General features: G+C 35.8%; 15 protein-coding genes. 13 read left to right on the top strand and 2 right to left on the bottom strand.

Annotation, left to right across the window (positions count from 1 at the left end):
* Positions 1-107: 107 nt before the first annotated feature.
* The 8 genes from ISP02_RS10435 (at position 108) to tuf (ending at position 13,308) form a co-directional block, all read left to right on the top strand.
* Positions 108-728, top strand: coding sequence for a class I SAM-dependent methyltransferase (locus ISP02_RS10435; RefSeq protein WP_195721505.1), 621 nt, complete (start codon positions 108-110; stop codon positions 726-728).
* 192 nt (positions 729-920) lie between these two features.
* A complete protein-coding gene (rpoB, locus tag ISP02_RS10430; RefSeq protein WP_195721504.1) occupies positions 921-4,472 on the top strand; it encodes a DNA-directed RNA polymerase subunit beta in 3,552 nt (1,183 codons plus the stop codon).
* Between the two features lie 198 nt (positions 4,473-4,670).
* Positions 4,671-8,267, top strand: coding sequence for a DNA-directed RNA polymerase subunit beta' (rpoC, locus tag ISP02_RS10425; RefSeq protein ID WP_195721865.1), 3,597 nt, complete (start codon positions 4,671-4,673; stop codon positions 8,265-8,267).
* A gap of 137 nt (positions 8,268-8,404) precedes the next feature.
* Entirely contained in the window at positions 8,405-8,659 is a 255-nt protein-coding gene (locus tag ISP02_RS10420; protein ID WP_195721503.1) for a ribosomal L7Ae/L30e/S12e/Gadd45 family protein, read from the top strand.
* Positions 8,660-8,753: 94 nt separating this feature from the next.
* Positions 8,754-9,167: a 30S ribosomal protein S12 gene (gene rpsL, locus ISP02_RS10415; protein WP_195721502.1), complete on the top strand. Its 414-nt coding sequence runs from the start codon at positions 8,754-8,756 to the stop codon at positions 9,165-9,167.
* A gap of 60 nt (positions 9,168-9,227) precedes the next feature.
* Positions 9,228-9,698 carry a 30S ribosomal protein S7 gene (rpsG, locus tag ISP02_RS10410; RefSeq protein WP_048792368.1) on the top strand — a complete coding sequence of 157 codons (471 nt, stop codon included), beginning with the start codon at positions 9,228-9,230 and terminating at the stop codon, positions 9,696-9,698.
* 118 nt (positions 9,699-9,816) lie between these two features.
* Entirely contained in the window at positions 9,817-11,907 is a 2,091-nt protein-coding gene (fusA, locus tag ISP02_RS10405; RefSeq protein ID WP_195721501.1) for an elongation factor G, read from the top strand.
* A gap of 213 nt (positions 11,908-12,120) precedes the next feature.
* The gene (gene tuf, locus ISP02_RS10400; RefSeq protein ID WP_195721500.1) at positions 12,121-13,308 is read left to right on the top strand and encodes an elongation factor Tu; all 1,188 of its coding nucleotides are present in this window, start codon (positions 12,121-12,123) and stop codon (positions 13,306-13,308) included.
* Positions 13,309-13,624: 316 nt separating this feature from the next.
* On the opposite strand, the gene ISP02_RS10395 is transcribed toward tuf, so the two are convergent.
* The gene (locus ISP02_RS10395; RefSeq protein WP_195721499.1) at positions 13,625-14,797 is read right to left on the bottom strand and encodes a M20 family metallopeptidase; all 1,173 of its coding nucleotides are present in this window, start codon (positions 14,795-14,797) and stop codon (positions 13,625-13,627) included.
* Between the two features lie 166 nt (positions 14,798-14,963).
* Here ISP02_RS10395 and ISP02_RS10390 point away from each other — a divergent pair, with 166 nt between their 5' ends.
* From ISP02_RS10390 to ISP02_RS10385, 3 genes are all read left to right on the top strand, one after another.
* On the top strand, positions 14,964-16,151 hold the full coding sequence (locus ISP02_RS10390) for a glycine C-acetyltransferase (protein WP_195721498.1): 1,188 nt from the start codon (positions 14,964-14,966) through the stop codon (positions 16,149-16,151).
* A gap of 114 nt (positions 16,152-16,265) precedes the next feature.
* Positions 16,266-16,355 carry a sigma 54-interacting transcriptional regulator gene (locus ISP02_RS13210; RefSeq protein WP_328806048.1) on the top strand — a complete coding sequence of 30 codons (90 nt, stop codon included), beginning with the start codon at positions 16,266-16,268 and terminating at the stop codon, positions 16,353-16,355.
* Entirely contained in the window at positions 16,352-16,630 is a 279-nt protein-coding gene (locus ISP02_RS10385; RefSeq protein ID WP_195721497.1) for a P-loop NTPase family protein, read from the top strand. The genes ISP02_RS13210 and ISP02_RS10385 overlap by 4 nt, the downstream gene beginning before the upstream one ends.
* A gap of 116 nt (positions 16,631-16,746) precedes the next feature.
* Here the strand turns inward: ISP02_RS10385 and ISP02_RS10380 are convergent, their stop codons facing one another.
* Positions 16,747-17,190 (bottom strand): hypothetical protein, encoded by a 444-nt coding sequence (locus ISP02_RS10380; RefSeq protein ID WP_195721496.1) that lies wholly within the window; start codon positions 17,188-17,190, stop codon positions 16,747-16,749.
* A gap of 219 nt (positions 17,191-17,409) precedes the next feature.
* On the opposite strand from ISP02_RS10380, the gene ISP02_RS10375 reads away from it, so the two are divergent.
* Positions 17,410-17,988: a GNAT family N-acetyltransferase gene (locus ISP02_RS10375; protein ID WP_195721495.1), complete on the top strand. Its 579-nt coding sequence runs from the start codon at positions 17,410-17,412 to the stop codon at positions 17,986-17,988.
* A gap of 4 nt (positions 17,989-17,992) precedes the next feature.
* Positions 17,993-18,496, top strand: coding sequence for a GNAT family N-acetyltransferase (locus tag ISP02_RS10370; RefSeq protein WP_195721494.1), 504 nt, complete (start codon positions 17,993-17,995; stop codon positions 18,494-18,496).
* The last annotated feature ends 7 nt before the right edge of the window (positions 18,497-18,503 follow it).

The following is an 18,503-nucleotide window of genomic DNA, read 5'->3' as shown; positions in this document are numbered from 1 at the left end:
ATAACGGGGTTTTATCTTTTTTGGTTTGAAATGAGATAGTCCTTTAAGCCGAACGACGTAAAATATTATATAATTCATTTAACAATTAATATTTAAGAGGTGAAGTCATGAGCCATTATTATGATGAAAATCCTGAGGTTGCAAGCGATGAAACAACTTTTACATACTCCTATGATAAACATAATATAACATTAACAACTGATAAAGGTGTATTTTCTAAAGATAAGTTAGATTATGGCTCTGATTTATTAATCAGAACTTTTTTGAAATCTAATCCGCCAGGTCCAAAAAAGAAAATAGTTGATGTTGGCTGTGGGTATGGTCCAATAGGTTTGATGATAGCTAAAAGCGCACCACATCACGAAGTTACGATGGTAGATGTTAATGAACGTGCATTGGCATTAGCTGAAAAAAATAAAAGCATTAATCATATTGACAATGTGCTGATTTTGAAAAGTGACGGTTTAGCGCAAACTGTTGACAATAATTATGATTTTGTCATAACTAATCCGCCTATTAGGGCAGGGAAGCAAGTGGTACATGGCATATTAGAAGATGCATATAGTAAATTAAGTGGTGATGGATCCTTGTATGTAGTCATACAAAAAAAGCAAGGTATGCCATCTGCGAAGAAGAAAATGCACGAAATATTTAATAACGTTGAAGTGATTGAAAAAAGTAAAGGATATTACATTTTGAAAAGTGTGAAGGTTGATTTCAGAGTGTAATTCTGATATAGTTATAGAATGTAAAAATTTATGTTCAATAAGTGTGTACTTTTATCAACAATACAGCAATGCAAATTGTAAATATAGTAAATCGAAAATGGTGTCATAAGGAGTGCTACCGTTTTCTTTTTGTCTTATTATATTGAGTTATTCGTTAAAAGTAAACACACAATTTTTGAGGGGTGAATCTGTTTGGCAGGTCAATTTGTCCAATATGGAAGACATCGTAAACGTAGAAACTACGCGAGAATTTCAGAGGTATTAGAGTTACCGAACTTAATAGAAATCCAAACGAAATCATATGAATGGTTTTTAGAAGAAGGATTATTAGAAATGTTCCGCGACATCTCACCAATTGAAGATTTCACTGGAAATCTTTCATTAGAGTTTGTTGATTATAGACTTGGTGAACCAAAATATGATTTAGAAGAATCAAAAAACCGCGATACAACTTATGCGGCTCCACTACGTGTTAAAGTACGTTTAATTATTAAAGAAACTGGTGAAGTGAAAGAGCAAGAAGTATTTATGGGTGATTTCCCATTAATGACTGACACCGGAACATTTGTAATTAATGGTGCTGAGCGTGTAATCGTATCTCAATTAGTGCGTTCACCATCCGTTTATTTTAATGAAAAATTAGATAAAAATGGTCGTACAAACTATGACGCAACAATTATTCCAAACCGTGGTGCATGGTTAGAATATGAAACAGACGCAAAAGATGTTGTATATGTACGTATCGATAGAACAAGAAAGTTACCTTTAACAGTTCTTTTAAGAGCTTTAGGGTTCTCAACAGATCAAGAAATCATTGATTTACTTGGAGACAATGAATATTTACGTAACACATTAGAGAAAGATGGTACAGAAAATACTGACCAAGCATTATTAGAAATTTATGAACGTTTACGTCCTGGCGAGCCACCTACGGTAGAAAATGCAAAAAGCTTATTATATTCACGTTTCTTCGATCCAAAACGTTATGATTTGGCAAGTGTAGGTCGTTATAAAGCAAACAAAAAATTACATTTAAAACATCGTTTGTTCAATCAAAAATTAGCTGAACCTATCGTTAATGCTGAAACAGGTGAAATAGTAGCAGAAGAAGGTACTGTTTTAGACCGTCGCAAAATCGATGAAATAATGGATGTTTTAGAATCAAATGCTAATAGTGAAGTTTATGAACTTGAAGGTACGGTTATTGATGAACCCGTTGAAATTCAATCTATTAAAGTTTATGTTCCTAATGATGAAGAAGAACGTAAAACAACAGTGATTGGTAATGCATTCCCTGACTCAGAAGTTAAATGTATTACTCCAGCAGATATCATAGCATCAATGTCTTATTTCTTTAACTTATTAAGTGGCATTGGTTTCACTGATGATATTGACCATTTAGGTAACCGTCGTCTACGTTCAGTAGGTGAGTTGTTACAAAACCAATTCCGTATTGGTTTATCAAGAATGGAACGTGTTGTAAGAGAAAGAATGTCTATTCAAGATACAGACTCAATCACACCACAACAATTAATCAATATTCGTCCAGTTATTGCTTCTATCAAAGAATTCTTTGGTAGCTCTCAATTATCACAATTCATGGACCAAGCTAACCCGTTAGCCGAGTTAACGCATAAACGTCGTCTATCTGCGCTTGGACCAGGTGGTTTAACACGTGAGCGTGCTCAAATGGAAGTACGTGACGTACACTATTCTCACTATGGTCGTATGTGTCCAATCGAAACGCCAGAGGGTCCAAATATTGGACTTATTAACTCTTTATCTAGTTACGCTAGAGTTAATGAATTTGGCTTTATCGAAACGCCATATCGTAAAGTTGATTTAGAAACTAATGCAATTACAGATCAAATTGACTATTTAACAGCTGACGAAGAAGACAGTTATGTAGTAGCTCAAGCGAACTCTAAATTAGATGAAAATGGTCGTTTCTTAGATGATGAAGTTGTTTGTCGTTTCCGTGGTAACAACACTGTTATGGCGAAAGAAAAAATGGATTATATGGACGTATCACCTAAACAAGTCGTTTCGGCTGCGACGGCATGTATTCCATTCTTAGAAAACGATGACTCTAACCGTGCGTTAATGGGTGCGAACATGCAAAGACAAGCGGTACCATTGATGAACCCTGAATCACCATTTGTTGGTACAGGAATGGAACATGTTGCTGCACGTGACTCTGGAGCTGCAATTATTGCTAAGCACAAAGGCCGCGTTGAACACGTAGAATCTAACGAAATTTTAGTGCGTCGACTTATTGAAGAAGACGGCAAAGAATACGAAGGCGAATTAGATCGTTATCCACTATCTAAATTCAAACGTTCAAATACAGGTACTTGTTACAACCAAAGACCAATCGTCGCGTCAGGTAATGTCGTAACTAAAGGCGAAATTTTAGCTGATGGACCTTCAATGGAATTAGGCGAAATGGCATTAGGCCGTAACGTCGTTGTTGGTTTTATGACTTGGGACGGATATAACTATGAAGATGCTGTAATAATGAGTGAACGCCTTGTTAAAGATGACGTATATACTTCTATTCACATTGAAGAATATGAATCAGAAGCGAGAGACACTAAATTAGGACCTGAAGAAATTACAAGAGACATTCCAAATGTTTCTGATAGTGCATTGAAAAACTTAGATGATCGAGGCATTGTTTATGTTGGTGCAGAAGTTAATGATGGTGATATTTTAGTAGGTAAAGTAACTCCTAAAGGTGTAACTGAGTTAACTGCTGAAGAACGCTTACTACATGCAATTTTTGGTGAAAAAGCTAGAGAAGTTCGTGATACTTCATTACGTGTACCTCACGGTGCAGGCGGTATCGTACTTGATGTAAAAGTATTTAACCGTGAAGAAGGCGACGATACTTTATCTCCTGGTGTAAATCAACTAGTACGTGTATATATCGTTCAAAAACGTAAAATTCATGTCGGTGACAAAATGTGTGGTCGTCACGGTAACAAAGGTGTTATTTCTAAAATTGTTCCTGAAGAGGACATGCCTTATTTACCAGACGGTACGCCAATTGACATCATGTTAAACCCATTAGGTGTGCCATCACGTATGAATATCGGACAAGTACTTGAATTACACTTAGGTATGGCCGCTAAAAATCTAGGCATTCACGTTGCATCACCGGTATTTGATGGTGCTAATGATGAAGACGTTTGGTCTACGATTGAAGAAGCAGGTATGGCTAGAGATGGTAAGACTGTACTTTATGACGGCCGTACTGGTGAGCCATTTGATAATCGTATTTCCGTTGGTGTAATGTATATGCTTAAACTTGCTCACATGGTTGATGACAAATTACATGCTCGTTCAACTGGACCATACTCACTTGTAACTCAACAACCACTAGGCGGTAAAGCTCAATTCGGTGGACAACGTTTCGGTGAAATGGAAGTATGGGCACTTGAAGCATATGGTGCTGCTTATACGTTACAAGAAATCTTAACTTATAAATCTGATGACACTGTAGGTCGTGTTAAAACATATGAATCTATCGTCAAAGGTGAAAATATTACTAAACCAAGTGTTCCTGAATCATTCCGAGTATTGATGAAAGAATTACAAAGTTTAGGATTAGACGTTAAGATTATGGATGAACATGATAATGAAATTGACATGCATGATAACGAAGATGAAGATACGACAGAGCGCAAAGTTGACTTACAACAAAAAGACGCGCCAGAATCTCAAAAAGAAATCACTGACTAATTGTATTTAAGTTTTAATAGTCTTGCGATTGAGCAATGAGGCAATACATTAATAGTGCTTATATTAGATAAAATTATTTGATGGTTGCCTTTATCTCACTTGCAAACTATTGATCGATATAAGCTAATCAATCAATTTGCACAGTAATCTAAATTGAAGGAGGTAGGCTCCTTGATTGATGTAAATAATTTCCATTATATGAAAATAGGACTTGCTTCACCTGAAAAAATCCGTTCATGGTCATTTGGGGAAGTTAAAAAGCCAGAAACAATTAACTATCGTACGTTAAAACCAGAAAAAGATGGTCTTTTCTGTGAAAGAATATTCGGACCTACTAAAGACTGGGAATGTAGTTGTGGTAAATACAAGCGTGTTCGTTATAAAGGCATGGTTTGTGATAGATGTGGTGTTGAAGTAACTAAATCTAAAGTACGACGTGAAAGAATGGGTCATATTGAACTAGCTGCACCCGTTTCTCACATTTGGTACTTCAAAGGTATTCCAAGTCGCATGGGGCTATTATTAGATATGTCTCCTAGAGCTCTAGAAGAAGTAATTTACTTTGCATCATATGTACTTGTTAATCCAGGTCCAACTGGATTAGAGAAGAAAACTTTATTATCTGAAGCTGAATTCAGAGAATACTATGATAAATTCCCTGGGCAATTCAATGCCAAAATGGGTGCCGAAGGTATTAAAGAATTATTAGAAGAAATCGACTTAGATGAAGAACTTAAACAGTTGCGTGATGAATTAGAATCCGCAACAGGTCAAAGACTTACTCGTGCAATTAAACGTTTAGAAGTTGTAGAGTCATTCAGACATTCTGGTAATAATCCAGCTTGGATGATTTTAGACGTACTTCCAATTATCCCACCTGAAATTAGACCAATGGTTCAATTAGATGGTGGACGTTTTGCTACAAGTGATTTGAATGATTTATATCGTCGTGTCATTAACCGTAATAATCGTTTGAAACGCTTATTAGATCTAGGCGCACCTGGTATCATCGTGCAAAACGAAAAACGTATGTTACAAGAAGCTGTTGACGCATTAATCGATAATGGCCGTCGTGGTCGTCCAGTAACTGGACCAGGAAATCGTCCTTTAAAATCACTTTCACATATGTTGAAAGGTAAACAGGGTCGTTTCCGTCAAAACTTACTTGGTAAACGTGTAGATTATTCAGGTCGTTCTGTTATTGCGGTAGGACCAAGCTTGAAGATGTATCAATGTGGTCTCCCTAAAGAAATGGCTTTAGAATTATTCAAGCCATTTATCATGAAAGAATTAGTTCAACGTGAAATTGCTACCAACATTAAAAATGCGAAAAGCAAGATTGAACGTATGGACGATGAAGTATGGGATGTATTAGAAGACGTTATCGTCGAACATCCGGTGTTACTTAACCGTGCGCCTACACTTCACAGACTAGGTATCCAAGCATTTGAACCTACATTGGTTGAAGGCCGCGCTATTCGTTTACATCCACTTGTTACTACAGCATATAACGCTGACTTTGACGGTGACCAAATGGCTGTTCACGTACCATTATCAAAAGAAGCGCAAGCTGAGGCACGTATGTTAATGTTAGCAGCACAAAATATCCTAAATCCTAAAGATGGTAAACCAGTTGTTACACCATCCCAAGATATGGTATTAGGTAACTACTACTTAACATTAGAACGTAAAGGCGCTGTGAATACTGGAACAATATACAACGATACTAACGAAGTGTTAAAAGCATACGCAAACGGCTATGTTCATTTACACACTCGTATTGGTGTACATGCTAGATCATTCAATAATCCGACATTTACAGAAGAACAAAATAATAAAATTTTAACAACTTCTGTAGGTAAAGTTATATTCAATGAAATCATCCCGGATTCATTTGCTTATATTAATGAACCAACACAAGCTAACTTAGAAGATAAAACACCGGATAAATATTTCGTATCTGCAACTGAACTAAGTGAAGGTGGATTAGCGGAATACTTTGAAGATAAAGAACTTATTGAACCATTCAATAAAAAATTCTTAGGTAATGTCATTGCAGAAGTGTTTAATCGTTTCAGCATAACTGATACATCTATGATGCTTGATAGAATGAAAGATTTAGGTTTCAAATTCTCTTCTAAAGCTGGTATTACTGTTGGTGTATCTGACATTGTTGTATTACCAGACAAGAAAGATATTTTAGATGAACATGACGAACTTGTTGAAAGAGTAACTAAACAATTTAATCGTGGTTTAATCACTGAAGATGAACGTTATAACAGAGTCGTTGAAATTTGGACTGACGCAAAAGAACAAATTCAAGGCGAGTTAATGCAATCATTAGAAAAAACAAACCCAATCTTCATGATGAGTGATTCTGGTGCCCGTGGTAACGCGTCTAACTTTACTCAGTTAGCTGGTATGCGTGGACTTATGGCTGCCCCATCAGGTAAGATTATTGAATTACCGATTACATCATCATTCCGTGAAGGTTTAACAGTATTAGAGTACTTCATTTCTACTCACGGTGCACGTAAAGGTCTTGCCGATACAGCACTGAAAACTGCCGATTCAGGGTACCTTACTCGTCGTCTTGTGGACGTTGCACAAGATGTTATCGTACGTGAAGAAGATTGTGGAACTGACCGTGGCTTACTTGTTTCAGATATTAGAGAAGGTACTGAAATGATTGAACCATTTATCGAACGTATCGAAGGTCGTTATTCTAAAGAAACAATTCGTCATCCTGAGACAGATAAAATTATTATTCGTCCAGACGAATTAATCACACCGGAAATTGCTAAGCAAATAACTGATGTTGGTATCGAACAAATGTATATTCGTTCAGCATTTACATGTAATACTAGACATGGTGTTTGTGAAAAATGTTACGGTAAAAACCTTGCTACAGGTGAAAAGGTTGAAGTTGGTGAAGCAGTTGGTACAATCGCTGCCCAATCAATCGGTGAACCTGGTACCCAACTTACAATGCGTACATTCCATACTGGTGGTGTAGCAGGAAGTGATATCACTCAAGGTCTTCCTCGTATCCAAGAGATTTTTGAAGCGCGTAATCCAAAAGGACAAGCGGTTATTACAGAAATCGAAGGTGTTGTAGAAGATATTAAATTAGCTAAAGACCGTCAACAAGAAATTGTTATTAAGGGTAGTAACGAGGTTAGATCTTATCTTGCTTCAGGTACTTCAAGACTTAAAGTTGAAATTGGACAAAGCGTAGAACGTGGCGAAGTATTAACTGAAGGTTCAATTGAACCGAAAAATTACTTGTCAGTTGCTGGTCTAAATGCTACTGAAAGTTACTTATTAAAAGAAGTACAAAAAGTTTACCGTATGCAAGGTGTTGAAATCGACGATAAACACGTTGAAGTTATGGTACGACAAATGTTACGTAAAGTACGTATCATTGAAGCAGGAGATACAAAATTATTACCTGGTTCACTAGTAGATATTCACAACTTTACTGATGCTAACCGTGATGCGTTTAAAGAACGTAAACGTCCAGCGACAGCAAAACCAGTATTATTAGGTATTACGAAAGCATCTCTTGAAACTGAAAGCTTCTTATCAGCGGCTTCATTCCAAGAAACAACTCGTGTACTTACTGATGCTGCAATTAAAGGTAAACGTGATAACTTACTAGGTCTAAAAGAAAATGTAATTATCGGTAAACTTATCCCAGCGGGTACTGGTATGAGACGTTATAGAGACGTTGAATACGATAAAACAGAGCCAGAACAAGAGGTTGAAGAATCGATAGAATTTACTGAATCATAAAGCTTAAATAACAGTGACCGAAAGCTATTTCGGTCACTCGTTTTTTTGTTTTAATAGTCCAAATTAAAGTTGACTATGTACAATATCGATGTTATTATTATTAAGGTTGATGCAAGCAGAACTTTGGAGGATATTCAATGTCTAATGAAAAAGTTGCACGCTTTAACAAACAACACTATGTTATTGGTCTCAAACAGACGCTAAAAGCTCTGAAGAAAGATCAAGTGACATCATTGATTATTGCTCAAGACGTACAAGTTTATTTACTTACTCGCGTGTTAAGCCAAATCAATCTACAAGCAATGCCTATTACTTTTTTTAGTAGCAAAGAAGCACTTGGAGAGTATGTAGGTATTAATGTTAGTGCTACTATCGTAGCATTATTGAAATGAGATTAGTAAGAATTTTTCTTACTAAATTTTATTTACTCTGAAAATGAACCACCTGGATGTGTGGGATTATAAATCAAGAGAGGAGGACATTCACATGCCAACTATTAACCAATTGGTACGTAAGCCAAGACAAAGTAAAAGCAAACAATCAGATTCACCAGCTTTAAATAGAGGTTTTAACAGTAAAAAGAAAAAATTTACTGAGTTAAACTCTCCACAAAAACGTGGTGTTTGTACTCGTGTCGGCACAATGACACCTAAAAAACCTAACTCAGCTTTACGTAAATATGCTCGTGTTCGTTTATCTAACAACATCGAAATTAATGCGTATATCCCTGGTATCGGTCATAACTTACAAGAACACAGTGTTGTACTTGTACGTGGTGGACGTGTAAAAGACTTACCTGGTGTGCGTTATCACATTGTTCGTGGTGCGCTAGATACTTCAGGCGTTGACGGACGTAGACAAGGTCGTTCATTATACGGAACTAAAAAACCTAAAAACTAAGTTTAAAGTTAACTTATAACTTTATAAATCTCATTATAATAGGAAGGGAGGACTTATTTTATGCCTCGTAAAGGATCAGTCCCAAAAAGAGACGTATTACCAGATCCAATTCATAACTCAAAATTAGTTACGAAATTGATTAACAAAATTATGTTAGATGGTAAACGTGGAACAGCTCAAGGAATTCTTTATTCTGCATTTGAACTAGTACAAGAACGTAGTGGTAGAGATGCATTAGAAGTATTCGAAGAAGCTATCGAAAATATTATGCCAGTTTTAGAAGTTAAAGCTCGTCGTGTTGGTGGTTCAAACTATCAAGTACCTGTAGAAGTACGTCCAGAACGTCGTACTACTCTTGGATTACGTTGGTTAGTTAACTATGCACGTCTTCGTGGTGAAAAAACTATGGAAGAGCGTTTAGCTAATGAAATCTTAGATGCAGCTAACAATTCAGGTGGCGCAGTTAAGAAACGTGAAGACACTCACAAAATGGCTGAAGCAAACAAAGCATTTGCCCACTATCGTTGGTAAAATGGTAGTTGTTTCCTAAGTATTTTTAAGAATGATAGTTCGCTATCATTAGGTTGTACTTAGGGCACCGCCGTATTTATAGTATTTATTCACAGTAATACTGGAAGGAGAAAAATACATGGCTAGAGATTTTACTTTAGAAAAAACTCGTAATATCGGTATCATGGCTCATATCGACGCTGGTAAAACAACTACGACAGAACGTATTCTTTACTATACTGGCCGTATCCACAAAATTGGTGAAACACATGAAGGTGCTTCACAAATGGACTGGATGGAGCAAGAGCAAGACCGTGGTATCACAATTACATCAGCTGCAACAACTGCACAATGGGATGACCACCGTGTAAACATTATCGATACTCCTGGACACGTAGACTTCACTGTAGAAGTTGAACGTTCATTACGTGTACTTGATGGTGCAGTTACAGTACTTGATGCGCAATCAGGTGTAGAACCTCAAACTGAAACAGTTTGGCGCCAGGCTACAACTTATGGTGTACCTCGTATCGTATTTGTTAACAAAATGGATAAATTAGGTGCAAACTTTGATTATTCTGTAAGTACAATTCACGATCGTTTACAAGCTAATGCTCAACCAATCCAACTACCAATTGGTGCAGAAGATGAGTTTGAAGCTATTATCGATTTAGTTGAAATGAAATGTTACAAATACAACAATGACTTAGGAACTGAGATTGAAGAAATCGAAATTCCTGAAGACCAACAAGACAGAGCTGAGGAAGCACGCGCTAACTTAATTGAAGCAGTTGCTGAAACAAGTGATGAATTGATGGAAAAATATCTTGGAGATGAAGAAATCTCTATAGATGAATTAAAAGCTGCTATCCGTAAAGCAACAACTGACGTAGAATTCTATCCAGTTCTTGTTGGTACAGCATTTAAAAACAAAGGTGTTCAATTAATGCTAGACGCAGTAATTGACTATTTACCATCTCCTTTAGATGTTAAACCAATCGTTGGACACCGCGCTAATAATCCAGATGAAGAAGTTATTGCAAGACCAGATGACAGTGCAGAATTTGCTGCATTAGCATTCAAGGTTATGACTGACCCTTACGTTGGTAAATTAACTTTCTTCCGTGTATATTCTGGTACTTTAACATCAGGTTCATACGTTAAAAACTCTACTAAAAACAAACGTGAACGTGTTGGTCGTTTATTACAAATGCATGCCAACTCACGTCAAGAGTTAGACACTGTATATTCTGGAGATATCGCTGCTGCGGTAGGTCTTAAAGATACAGGTACTGGTGACACTTTATGTGGTGAGAAAAATGACATTATCTTGGAATCAATGGTATTCCCAGAGCCTGTTATTCACTTATCAGTTGAACCAAAATCTAAAGCTGACCAAGATAAAATGACTCAAGCTTTAGTTAAATTGCAAGAAGAAGACCCTACATTCCATGCACACACAGATGAAGAAACAGGACAAGTTATCATCGGTGGTATGGGTGAGCTTCACTTAGACATCTTAGTTGACCGTATGAAAAAAGAATTTAACGTTGAATGTAACGTAGGTGCGCCAATGGTTTCTTACCGTGAAACATTTAAGCAAAGCGCACAAGTTCAAGGTAAATTTGCGCGTCAATCAGGTGGTCGTGGACAATACGGTGACGTTCAAATCGAATTCGCTCCAAACGAAACTGGCGGTGGGTTTGAATTTGAAAATGCTATCGTTGGTGGTGTAGTTCCTCGTGAATACATTCCATCTGTAGAAGCTGGTCTTAAAGATGCAATGGAAAACGGTGTATTAGCTGGTTACCCATTAATCGATGTTAAAGCTAAATTATTTGATGGTTCATATCATGATGTCGATTCATCAGAAATGGCCTTCAAAATCGCTGCATCATTAGCACTTAAAGAAGCTGCTAAAAAATGTGATCCAGTTATCTTAGAACCAATTACAAAAGTTACAATCGAAATGCCTGAAGAATACATGGGTGATATCATGGGTGACGTAACAGCTCGTCGTGGACGTGTTGATGGTATGGAACCTCGTGGTAATGCACAAGTTGTTAACGCCTTTGTACCACTTTCAGAAATGTTCGGTTATGCAACTTCATTACGTTCTAACACTCAAGGTCGCGGTACTTACACTATGTATTTTGACCACTATGCTGAAGTTCCTAAATCAATTTCTGATGAAATTATCAAGAAAAACAATGGTAACAAAGCTGATTAATTAGACTTGTATTGATTGGCTAAAGTCGATAAAATACATTAAGAGTTTAATTTAACTTTATAATTGTTTGAATTGATTTTTTGGATTAAATGCATTATAAAGGAACTATGTTACTTTATGTAAAATGCAAACCATCTTCTCATGATGGTGAGAAACTGTCATGAGAGATAAATTATTAAATAAATTTTTTAAGAGAATAGGAGAGATTTTATAATGGCTAAAGAAAAATTCGATCGCTCAAAAGAACATGCCAATATTGGTACTATCGGTCACGTTGACCATGGTAAAACAACTTTAACAGCTGCTATCGCAACTGTATTAGCAAAAAATGGTGACACTGTAGCACAATCATACGACATGATTGACAACGCTCCAGAAGAAAAAGAACGTGGTATTACAATCAATACTGCTCACATTGAATATCAAACAAGCAAACGTCACTATGCTCACGTTGACTGCCCAGGACACGCTGACTATGTTAAAAACATGATTACTGGTGCTGCTCAAATGGACGGCGGTATCTTAGTAGTATCTGCTGCTGACGGTCCAATGCCACAAACTCGTGAACACATCTTATTATCACGTAACGTTGGCGTTCCAGCATTAGTTGTATTCTTAAACAAAGTTGACATGGTTGACGACGAAGAATTATTAGAATTAGTTGAAATGGAAGTACGTGACTTATTAAGCGAATATGACTTCCCTGGCGACGACATTCCGGTAATTGCTGGCTCTGCATTAAAAGCGCTTGAAGGCGACGAAGAATATGAACAAAAAATCTTAGACTTAATGCAAGCAGTTGATGACTTCATCCCAACTCCAGAACGTGACTCTGATAAACCATTCATGATGCCAGTTGAGGACGTATTCTCAATCACTGGTCGTGGTACTGTTGCTACAGGCCGTGTTGAACGTGGTCAAATCAAAGTCGGTGAAGAAGTTGAAATCATCGGTATGCAAGAAGAATCAGGTAAAACAACAGTTACAGGTGTAGAAATGTTCCGTAAATTATTAGACTATGCTGAAGCTGGTGACAACATTGGTGCTTTATTACGTGGTGTTGCACGTGAAGACATCCAACGTGGTCAAGTATTGGCTGCTCCTGGTTCAATTACACCACACACTAAATTTAAAGCAGAAGTTTATGTATTATCAAAAGACGAAGGTGGACGTCATACTCCATTCTTCAGTAACTATCGTCCACAATTCTATTTCCGTACTACTGACGTAACAGGTGTTGTTACTTTACCAGAAGGTACTGAAATGGTTATGCCTGGTGATAACGTTGAAATGGACGTTGAATTAATTTCACCAATCGCTATCGAAGACGGTACTCGTTTCTCAATTCGTGAAGGTGGCCGTACTGTAGGATCAGGCGTTGTTACTCAAATCGAAAAATAATAAATCATAGTTTTTAACAACTATAATTTAAGCCCCCATTATGGGGGCTTTTTTTTGCATAAAATGACATCTCATAGTCAAATAACAAAACAACATGTTTGAAAAGCAATCTCTTTATTAAGATTACTTTTTATATTTTTGTATTATTGGGTACACTTTTTTAGGGGATAGTCCTATCTATAGATTTAAATTAATCAATACATAATATGGACCAATAAAAAATGGTAATTTCTAACTTTTGATAGAAATTACCATTTTTGCGTTAATATTGCTCGTTTTAATGTTGAAAATTACGTTATCACTATAAACATAACAACTACTTTTTGATGACTTCTTCTAATTCTAATATCTTTAAAAATGTACTTGCTGCATATTTCATTGATGATTCGTCAATATCAAAATAAGGACTATGGTGTGCAGCCGTAATATCCTTTTGTAGATTACCACAACCTGTTAAAAAGAAGGCGCCGGGTCGGACTTTTAAATAGTGTGAGAAGTCTTCACCTATCATCATAAGTTCTGAATCATTGAATCTGAAGTTTAAAGCATTGGCAGCAGTCTTAATTGTGTTATAAGATTTAGGGTTGTTGTGTAATGGTAAATAACCTCTTACGTAATTTAAGGAATACTTTATATCATTTGCTACTGCTAACCCTGCCAATAGCTTCTCCAACTTATCTATAACATGCTGCTGTATTTCTGTATCAAATGTACGTACAGTGCCTTTGCAATATGCAACATCTGGAATGACATTATCTGTACTGCCTGCCTGTATCATACCAAAACTTACTACAGCTTGTTTTACAGGATCTATCGTACGTGACACAATTTTTTGTGCGCTTAAAATAAATTCAGCCAAAATGACTACAGGATCAATAGTTTCATGAGGTTTAGCTCCATGACCACCTTTACCCTGTATTTTAATACTAAATTCGTCAGGTGAAGCCATCATCGCGCCTTCTCTTGAATAAATGGTGCCAGTAGGATAACCACTCCATAAATGATGTCCATACACTTTATCTACCCCGTTAAGACAATCATCGTCAATCATTTCTTGAGAACCACCAGGCATCATTTCTTCTCCATATTGGAAAATAAGTACGACATTACCTGCTAAATATTCAAGGTTATCATTTATTATTTCGGCAACTGCTAATAAAATAGCAGTATGACCGTCATGACCGCAGGCATGCATTACACCGTCGTTTTGCGACTTGAAGCCGTGGCTGGTAAGCTCCTTAACAGGAAGCGCATCAAAATCTGCACGCAATGCGATGGTTGGAGCTTCACCTTTACCTTTGAAGGTAGCTACGATACCATTACGCCCTACAGGCTCAGTTATATCACATGACCATTGTTTTAATTGATTTACGATAAATTCATGTGTATGTGTCTCCTCGAATGATAATTCTGGATATTGATGCAAATATCTACGAATTTGAATCATTTTATCTTCTTTTTTAGACGCAAGTTGATACCAATCAAACAACGTAAGCCCTTCTTCCTATTGCAATTTATACATAGTATAACATGATATATAGTAAGAGGTATATGTTCATTAATTTGCTATAAGGTAGACTTGTTAGTGCTTTTATATTAAGTGAAAATAAGGTATCATTGTGATAGTAGATAGATAACTCAAAGGGGGATTTGAAGTGGTACAATCACTTACTGACTTTTTATCAGAAAATATTAATTACTTGAAAGATAATGGACTTTATAACGAAATAGATACAATTGAAGGTGCCAATGGGCCTGAAATTAAAATTAACGGCAAAAATTATATTAACTTATCTTCAAATAACTATTTAGGACTAGCAACAGACGAAGATTTAAAAGAAGCAGCTAAAAATGCAATAGATACACATGGTGTAGGTGCAGGTGCTGTACGTTCAATTAACGGTACATTAGACTTACATGATGAATTAGAAGAAACATTAGCTAAATTTAAAGGCACAGAAGCAGCAATCGCTTATCAATCAGGATTTAATTGTAATATGGCAGCTATTTCTGCTGTAATGAACAAAAATGATGCGATTTTATCAGATGAATTAAACCACGCGTCTATTATTGATGGTTGTCGTTTATCACGTGCGAAAATTATTCGTGTAAACCATTCAGATATGGAGGATTTACGTGCGAAAGCAAAAGAAGCTGTAGAATCAGGCCAATATAACAAAGTAATGTATATTACTGATGGTGTATTTAGTATGGACGGTGACGTTGCAAAGCTACCTGAAATCGTAGAAATCGCTGAAGAATTTGGTCTACTAACATACGTAGATGATGCACATGGTTCAGGCGTTATGGGTAACGGTGCAGGCACTGTTAAACATTTTGGTTTACAAGATAAAATTGATTTCCAAATCGGTACTTTATCTAAAGCAATCGGTGTTGTAGGTGGCTACGTTGCTGGTACACAATCATTAATTGATTGGTTAAAAGTACAATCACGACCATTCTTATTCTCAACTTCATTAGCACCTGGAGACACTAAAGCAATCACTGAAGCTGTGAAAAAATTAATGTCTTCTACAGAATTACATGATAAATTATGGGAAAATGGTAATTATTTAAAAGAAAATTTACAAAAACTTGGTTTTGACATCGGTCAATCAGAATCGCCAATTACACCCGTTATTATTGGTGATGAGAAGAAGACGCAAGAATTTAGCAACCGTCTAAAAGAAGAAGGCGTATATGTTAAATCAATCGTCTTCCCTACAGTTCCAAGAGGTACTGGTAGAGTGAGAAATATGCCTACTGCTGCACATACAAAAGAAATGTTAGATGATGCAATTGCAGCATTTGAAAAAGTTGGTAAAGAATTAGACATTATTTAATTATTCATAGTTAAGATATTATAGTCGAGATATAAGTATCAGCAAGAAACTTAGCATAAGTTTCGAAGCACTACTTCATATCTCGACTATTTTTATATATTGTGAGGTGTTGAGATGGATTTGATTATAATAAGAGGCAATTCTGGTAGTGGCAAAACTACAATCGCAAAGGCATTACATAATGAACTTGGTGAAGATGCGTGATCGTCTCTCCGCGTAATTTAGCGATAACTCTTATCCAACAAATCACACTATATGCTATACAACACTGTCTATATGGCATTATAGAAGGGAAATTAAACAAAGATAAATATAATCATATGCTACAATCATTAATTGATTTGCCTGAAGTAACTGCACATATTTATTATTTTGATTTACCTTTTGAAGAAACTGAACGTCGACATAACGCTAAAGAGAATACTGATATTGGAGAGGGAAAAATGAAATCTTGGTTTGTATACCATGCGATTATTTAAATAATAATCAAGAATATGTGTTCGACTTTTGGATAAGCTGTTTGAGCAAGAATAATTAATCGTTTAAAAAAGCTTAGGTTGTGATAATAAAATCACGGCCTAAGCTTTTAGCGTTGTTAATGTTTGTCACTAGTTTGATTATTTTCTCTTTCAGCTTTCGTTTGCATAAATGGTATTGCACACCATAGTATGTGCAATAAAATAGTTAGAATGACTAATACTATTGGGATAAACACCTCAATAATACTAATGTCTATAATAAATGACACGATAATAAACGCAGTTATAGATGGTAATGCACAGATAACTACAAGTGATAATAATATGAATTGCAATACTTGTGTGGCAAAGGTGTTATATATATCTAGTATTAGAATACCAATATAAAATAACGTGATTATGACGAGTAATACTACAATCCAACCTTCGGAAATACCGCTTTGACTCTCGATATAATGTTGATAAGGTGTTAAAGTTGGTAAAATAAAAATTATCATTGTCGCTAACCAAGCTAATATGCCAAAGAACGTGAATAGTATTTTTGATAGACTTTTGTTCATCGTTACCGCCCCCTAAATTGTTGCCTTATTGTAGTTGTTAAATAAGCTAACAATTATTTATGTCTTATCGACAAGCGCCACATTTTAATTGTTTATTATTTAATATACCCAAGTGATAAATATTGTAATCACTTACATTTACTACTGACATAATAGTGACTTATATGCTATATTCTAGCTAATGTATACTATTAAAAATGTCGTTTAAGGGGATAAAATATGGATAAATTGTCACGGTTGCATTTTACTACACCGCGTCTTATCATAAGACCGTTAGCTAAAAATGACTATGAAGCTTGGTTAAAAGGTTTCAAAGATAGACTACCAGCACAATATAAGCATGATAAGGGTCAATTAGATATGTCGGATGCTACCGTTACTTGGTTTTATGACTTGGTTGAACGACAAACTATGTCTGCTGAACAAGATGATTTGTATATTTGGGGTATTTTTGACCGTAATAATAATCACTTAGGAATGTTAGATATAAAAACGCTTAGTAGGGATAATTTTCAATGGGCTGAGATCGGTTATTTTATGCATAACCAGTATTGGAGAAATGGTTATTGCTATGAAGCTGTAGCAGAATTAGTCTTTCAAGCTTATGAGACGTTAAAATTTCATAGAATCGAAGCACACGTTAACATTGATAATAAACCATCTATAAAATTATTAGAAAAGGTAGGTTTTAAATTTGAATGTTTACGTGAAGGTTTTATTTATGAAGATGGGAAATGGACTGACAACTATGTCTACTATATAAATACACATAATAATGACTTGCACGGGGAGGCGTAATGTAATGGCAGAATTTAGAGAATTAACGATGGGTGATGAAGAGTTGTACTGTAATTATATGGAAGAGTGGTTAGATAATGATGAACATATCGTGCCAACAGTTACTAACATTGCAAAGTATGACAATTTTGAAGACTTAGTGCATAAATTAGAAGATAATAAGTCACACGACCAAAAAATTGATAATACAACACTATTTTTAATTGGCGAAGAAATTATTGGCGCTGCCAATATACGTCACAATTTAAATGACGCATTGAAAAAACACGGTGGCCATATAGGTTATGGTGTAAGTAAAAAATATCGTCAACAAGGATATGGCACAAAAATTCTTAAAAAGTCATTAGATTACCTGTCTAGAATAGGTGTTCAAGAAGCATTAATTACTTGTGATGATGGTAATAAAGCTTCGGCAACTGTAATTTTAAATAACGGTGGCGAAGAAATTGAATCATATCAACATGAAGATGGTACCATTATACGTAGATTTATGATAGAAATCGCATAAAATTAAT

It is taken from the genome of Staphylococcus durrellii (assembly GCF_015594545.1).
Lineage (GTDB): Bacteria > Bacillota > Bacilli > Staphylococcales > Staphylococcaceae > Staphylococcus > Staphylococcus durrellii.
Note: the sequence above shows the minus strand (reverse complement) of the source record. Positions and strands in the feature narration are given on the sequence as shown.

Bases quoted from the DNA above. Each gene is read 5' to 3' on its own strand.
- ISP02_RS10435 (WP_195721505.1), top strand. From the start codon at position 108: ATGAGCCATTATTATGATGAAAATCCTGAGGTTGCAAGCGATGAAACA.
- rpoC (WP_195721865.1), top strand. From the start codon at position 4,671: ATGAAAATAGGACTTGCTTCACCTGAAAAAATCCGTTCATGGTCATTT.
- ISP02_RS10420 (WP_195721503.1), top strand. From the start codon at position 8,405: ATGTCTAATGAAAAAGTTGCACGCTTTAACAAACAACACTATGTTATT.
- rpsL (WP_195721502.1), top strand. From the start codon at position 8,754: ATGCCAACTATTAACCAATTGGTACGTAAGCCAAGACAAAGTAAAAGC.
- rpsG (WP_048792368.1), top strand. From the start codon at position 9,228: ATGCCTCGTAAAGGATCAGTCCCAAAAAGAGACGTATTACCAGATCCA.
- fusA (WP_195721501.1), top strand. From the start codon at position 9,817: ATGGCTAGAGATTTTACTTTAGAAAAAACTCGTAATATCGGTATCATG.
- tuf (WP_195721500.1), top strand. From the start codon at position 12,121: ATGGCTAAAGAAAAATTCGATCGCTCAAAAGAACATGCCAATATTGGT.
- ISP02_RS13210 (WP_328806048.1), top strand. From the start codon at position 16,266: ATGGATTTGATTATAATAAGAGGCAATTCTGGTAGTGGCAAAACTACA.
- ISP02_RS10380 (WP_195721496.1), bottom strand. From the start codon at position 17,190: ATGAACAAAAGTCTATCAAAAATACTATTCACGTTCTTTGGCATATTA.
- ISP02_RS10375 (WP_195721495.1), top strand. From the start codon at position 17,410: ATGGATAAATTGTCACGGTTGCATTTTACTACACCGCGTCTTATCATA.
- ISP02_RS10370 (WP_195721494.1), top strand. From the start codon at position 17,993: ATGGCAGAATTTAGAGAATTAACGATGGGTGATGAAGAGTTGTACTGT.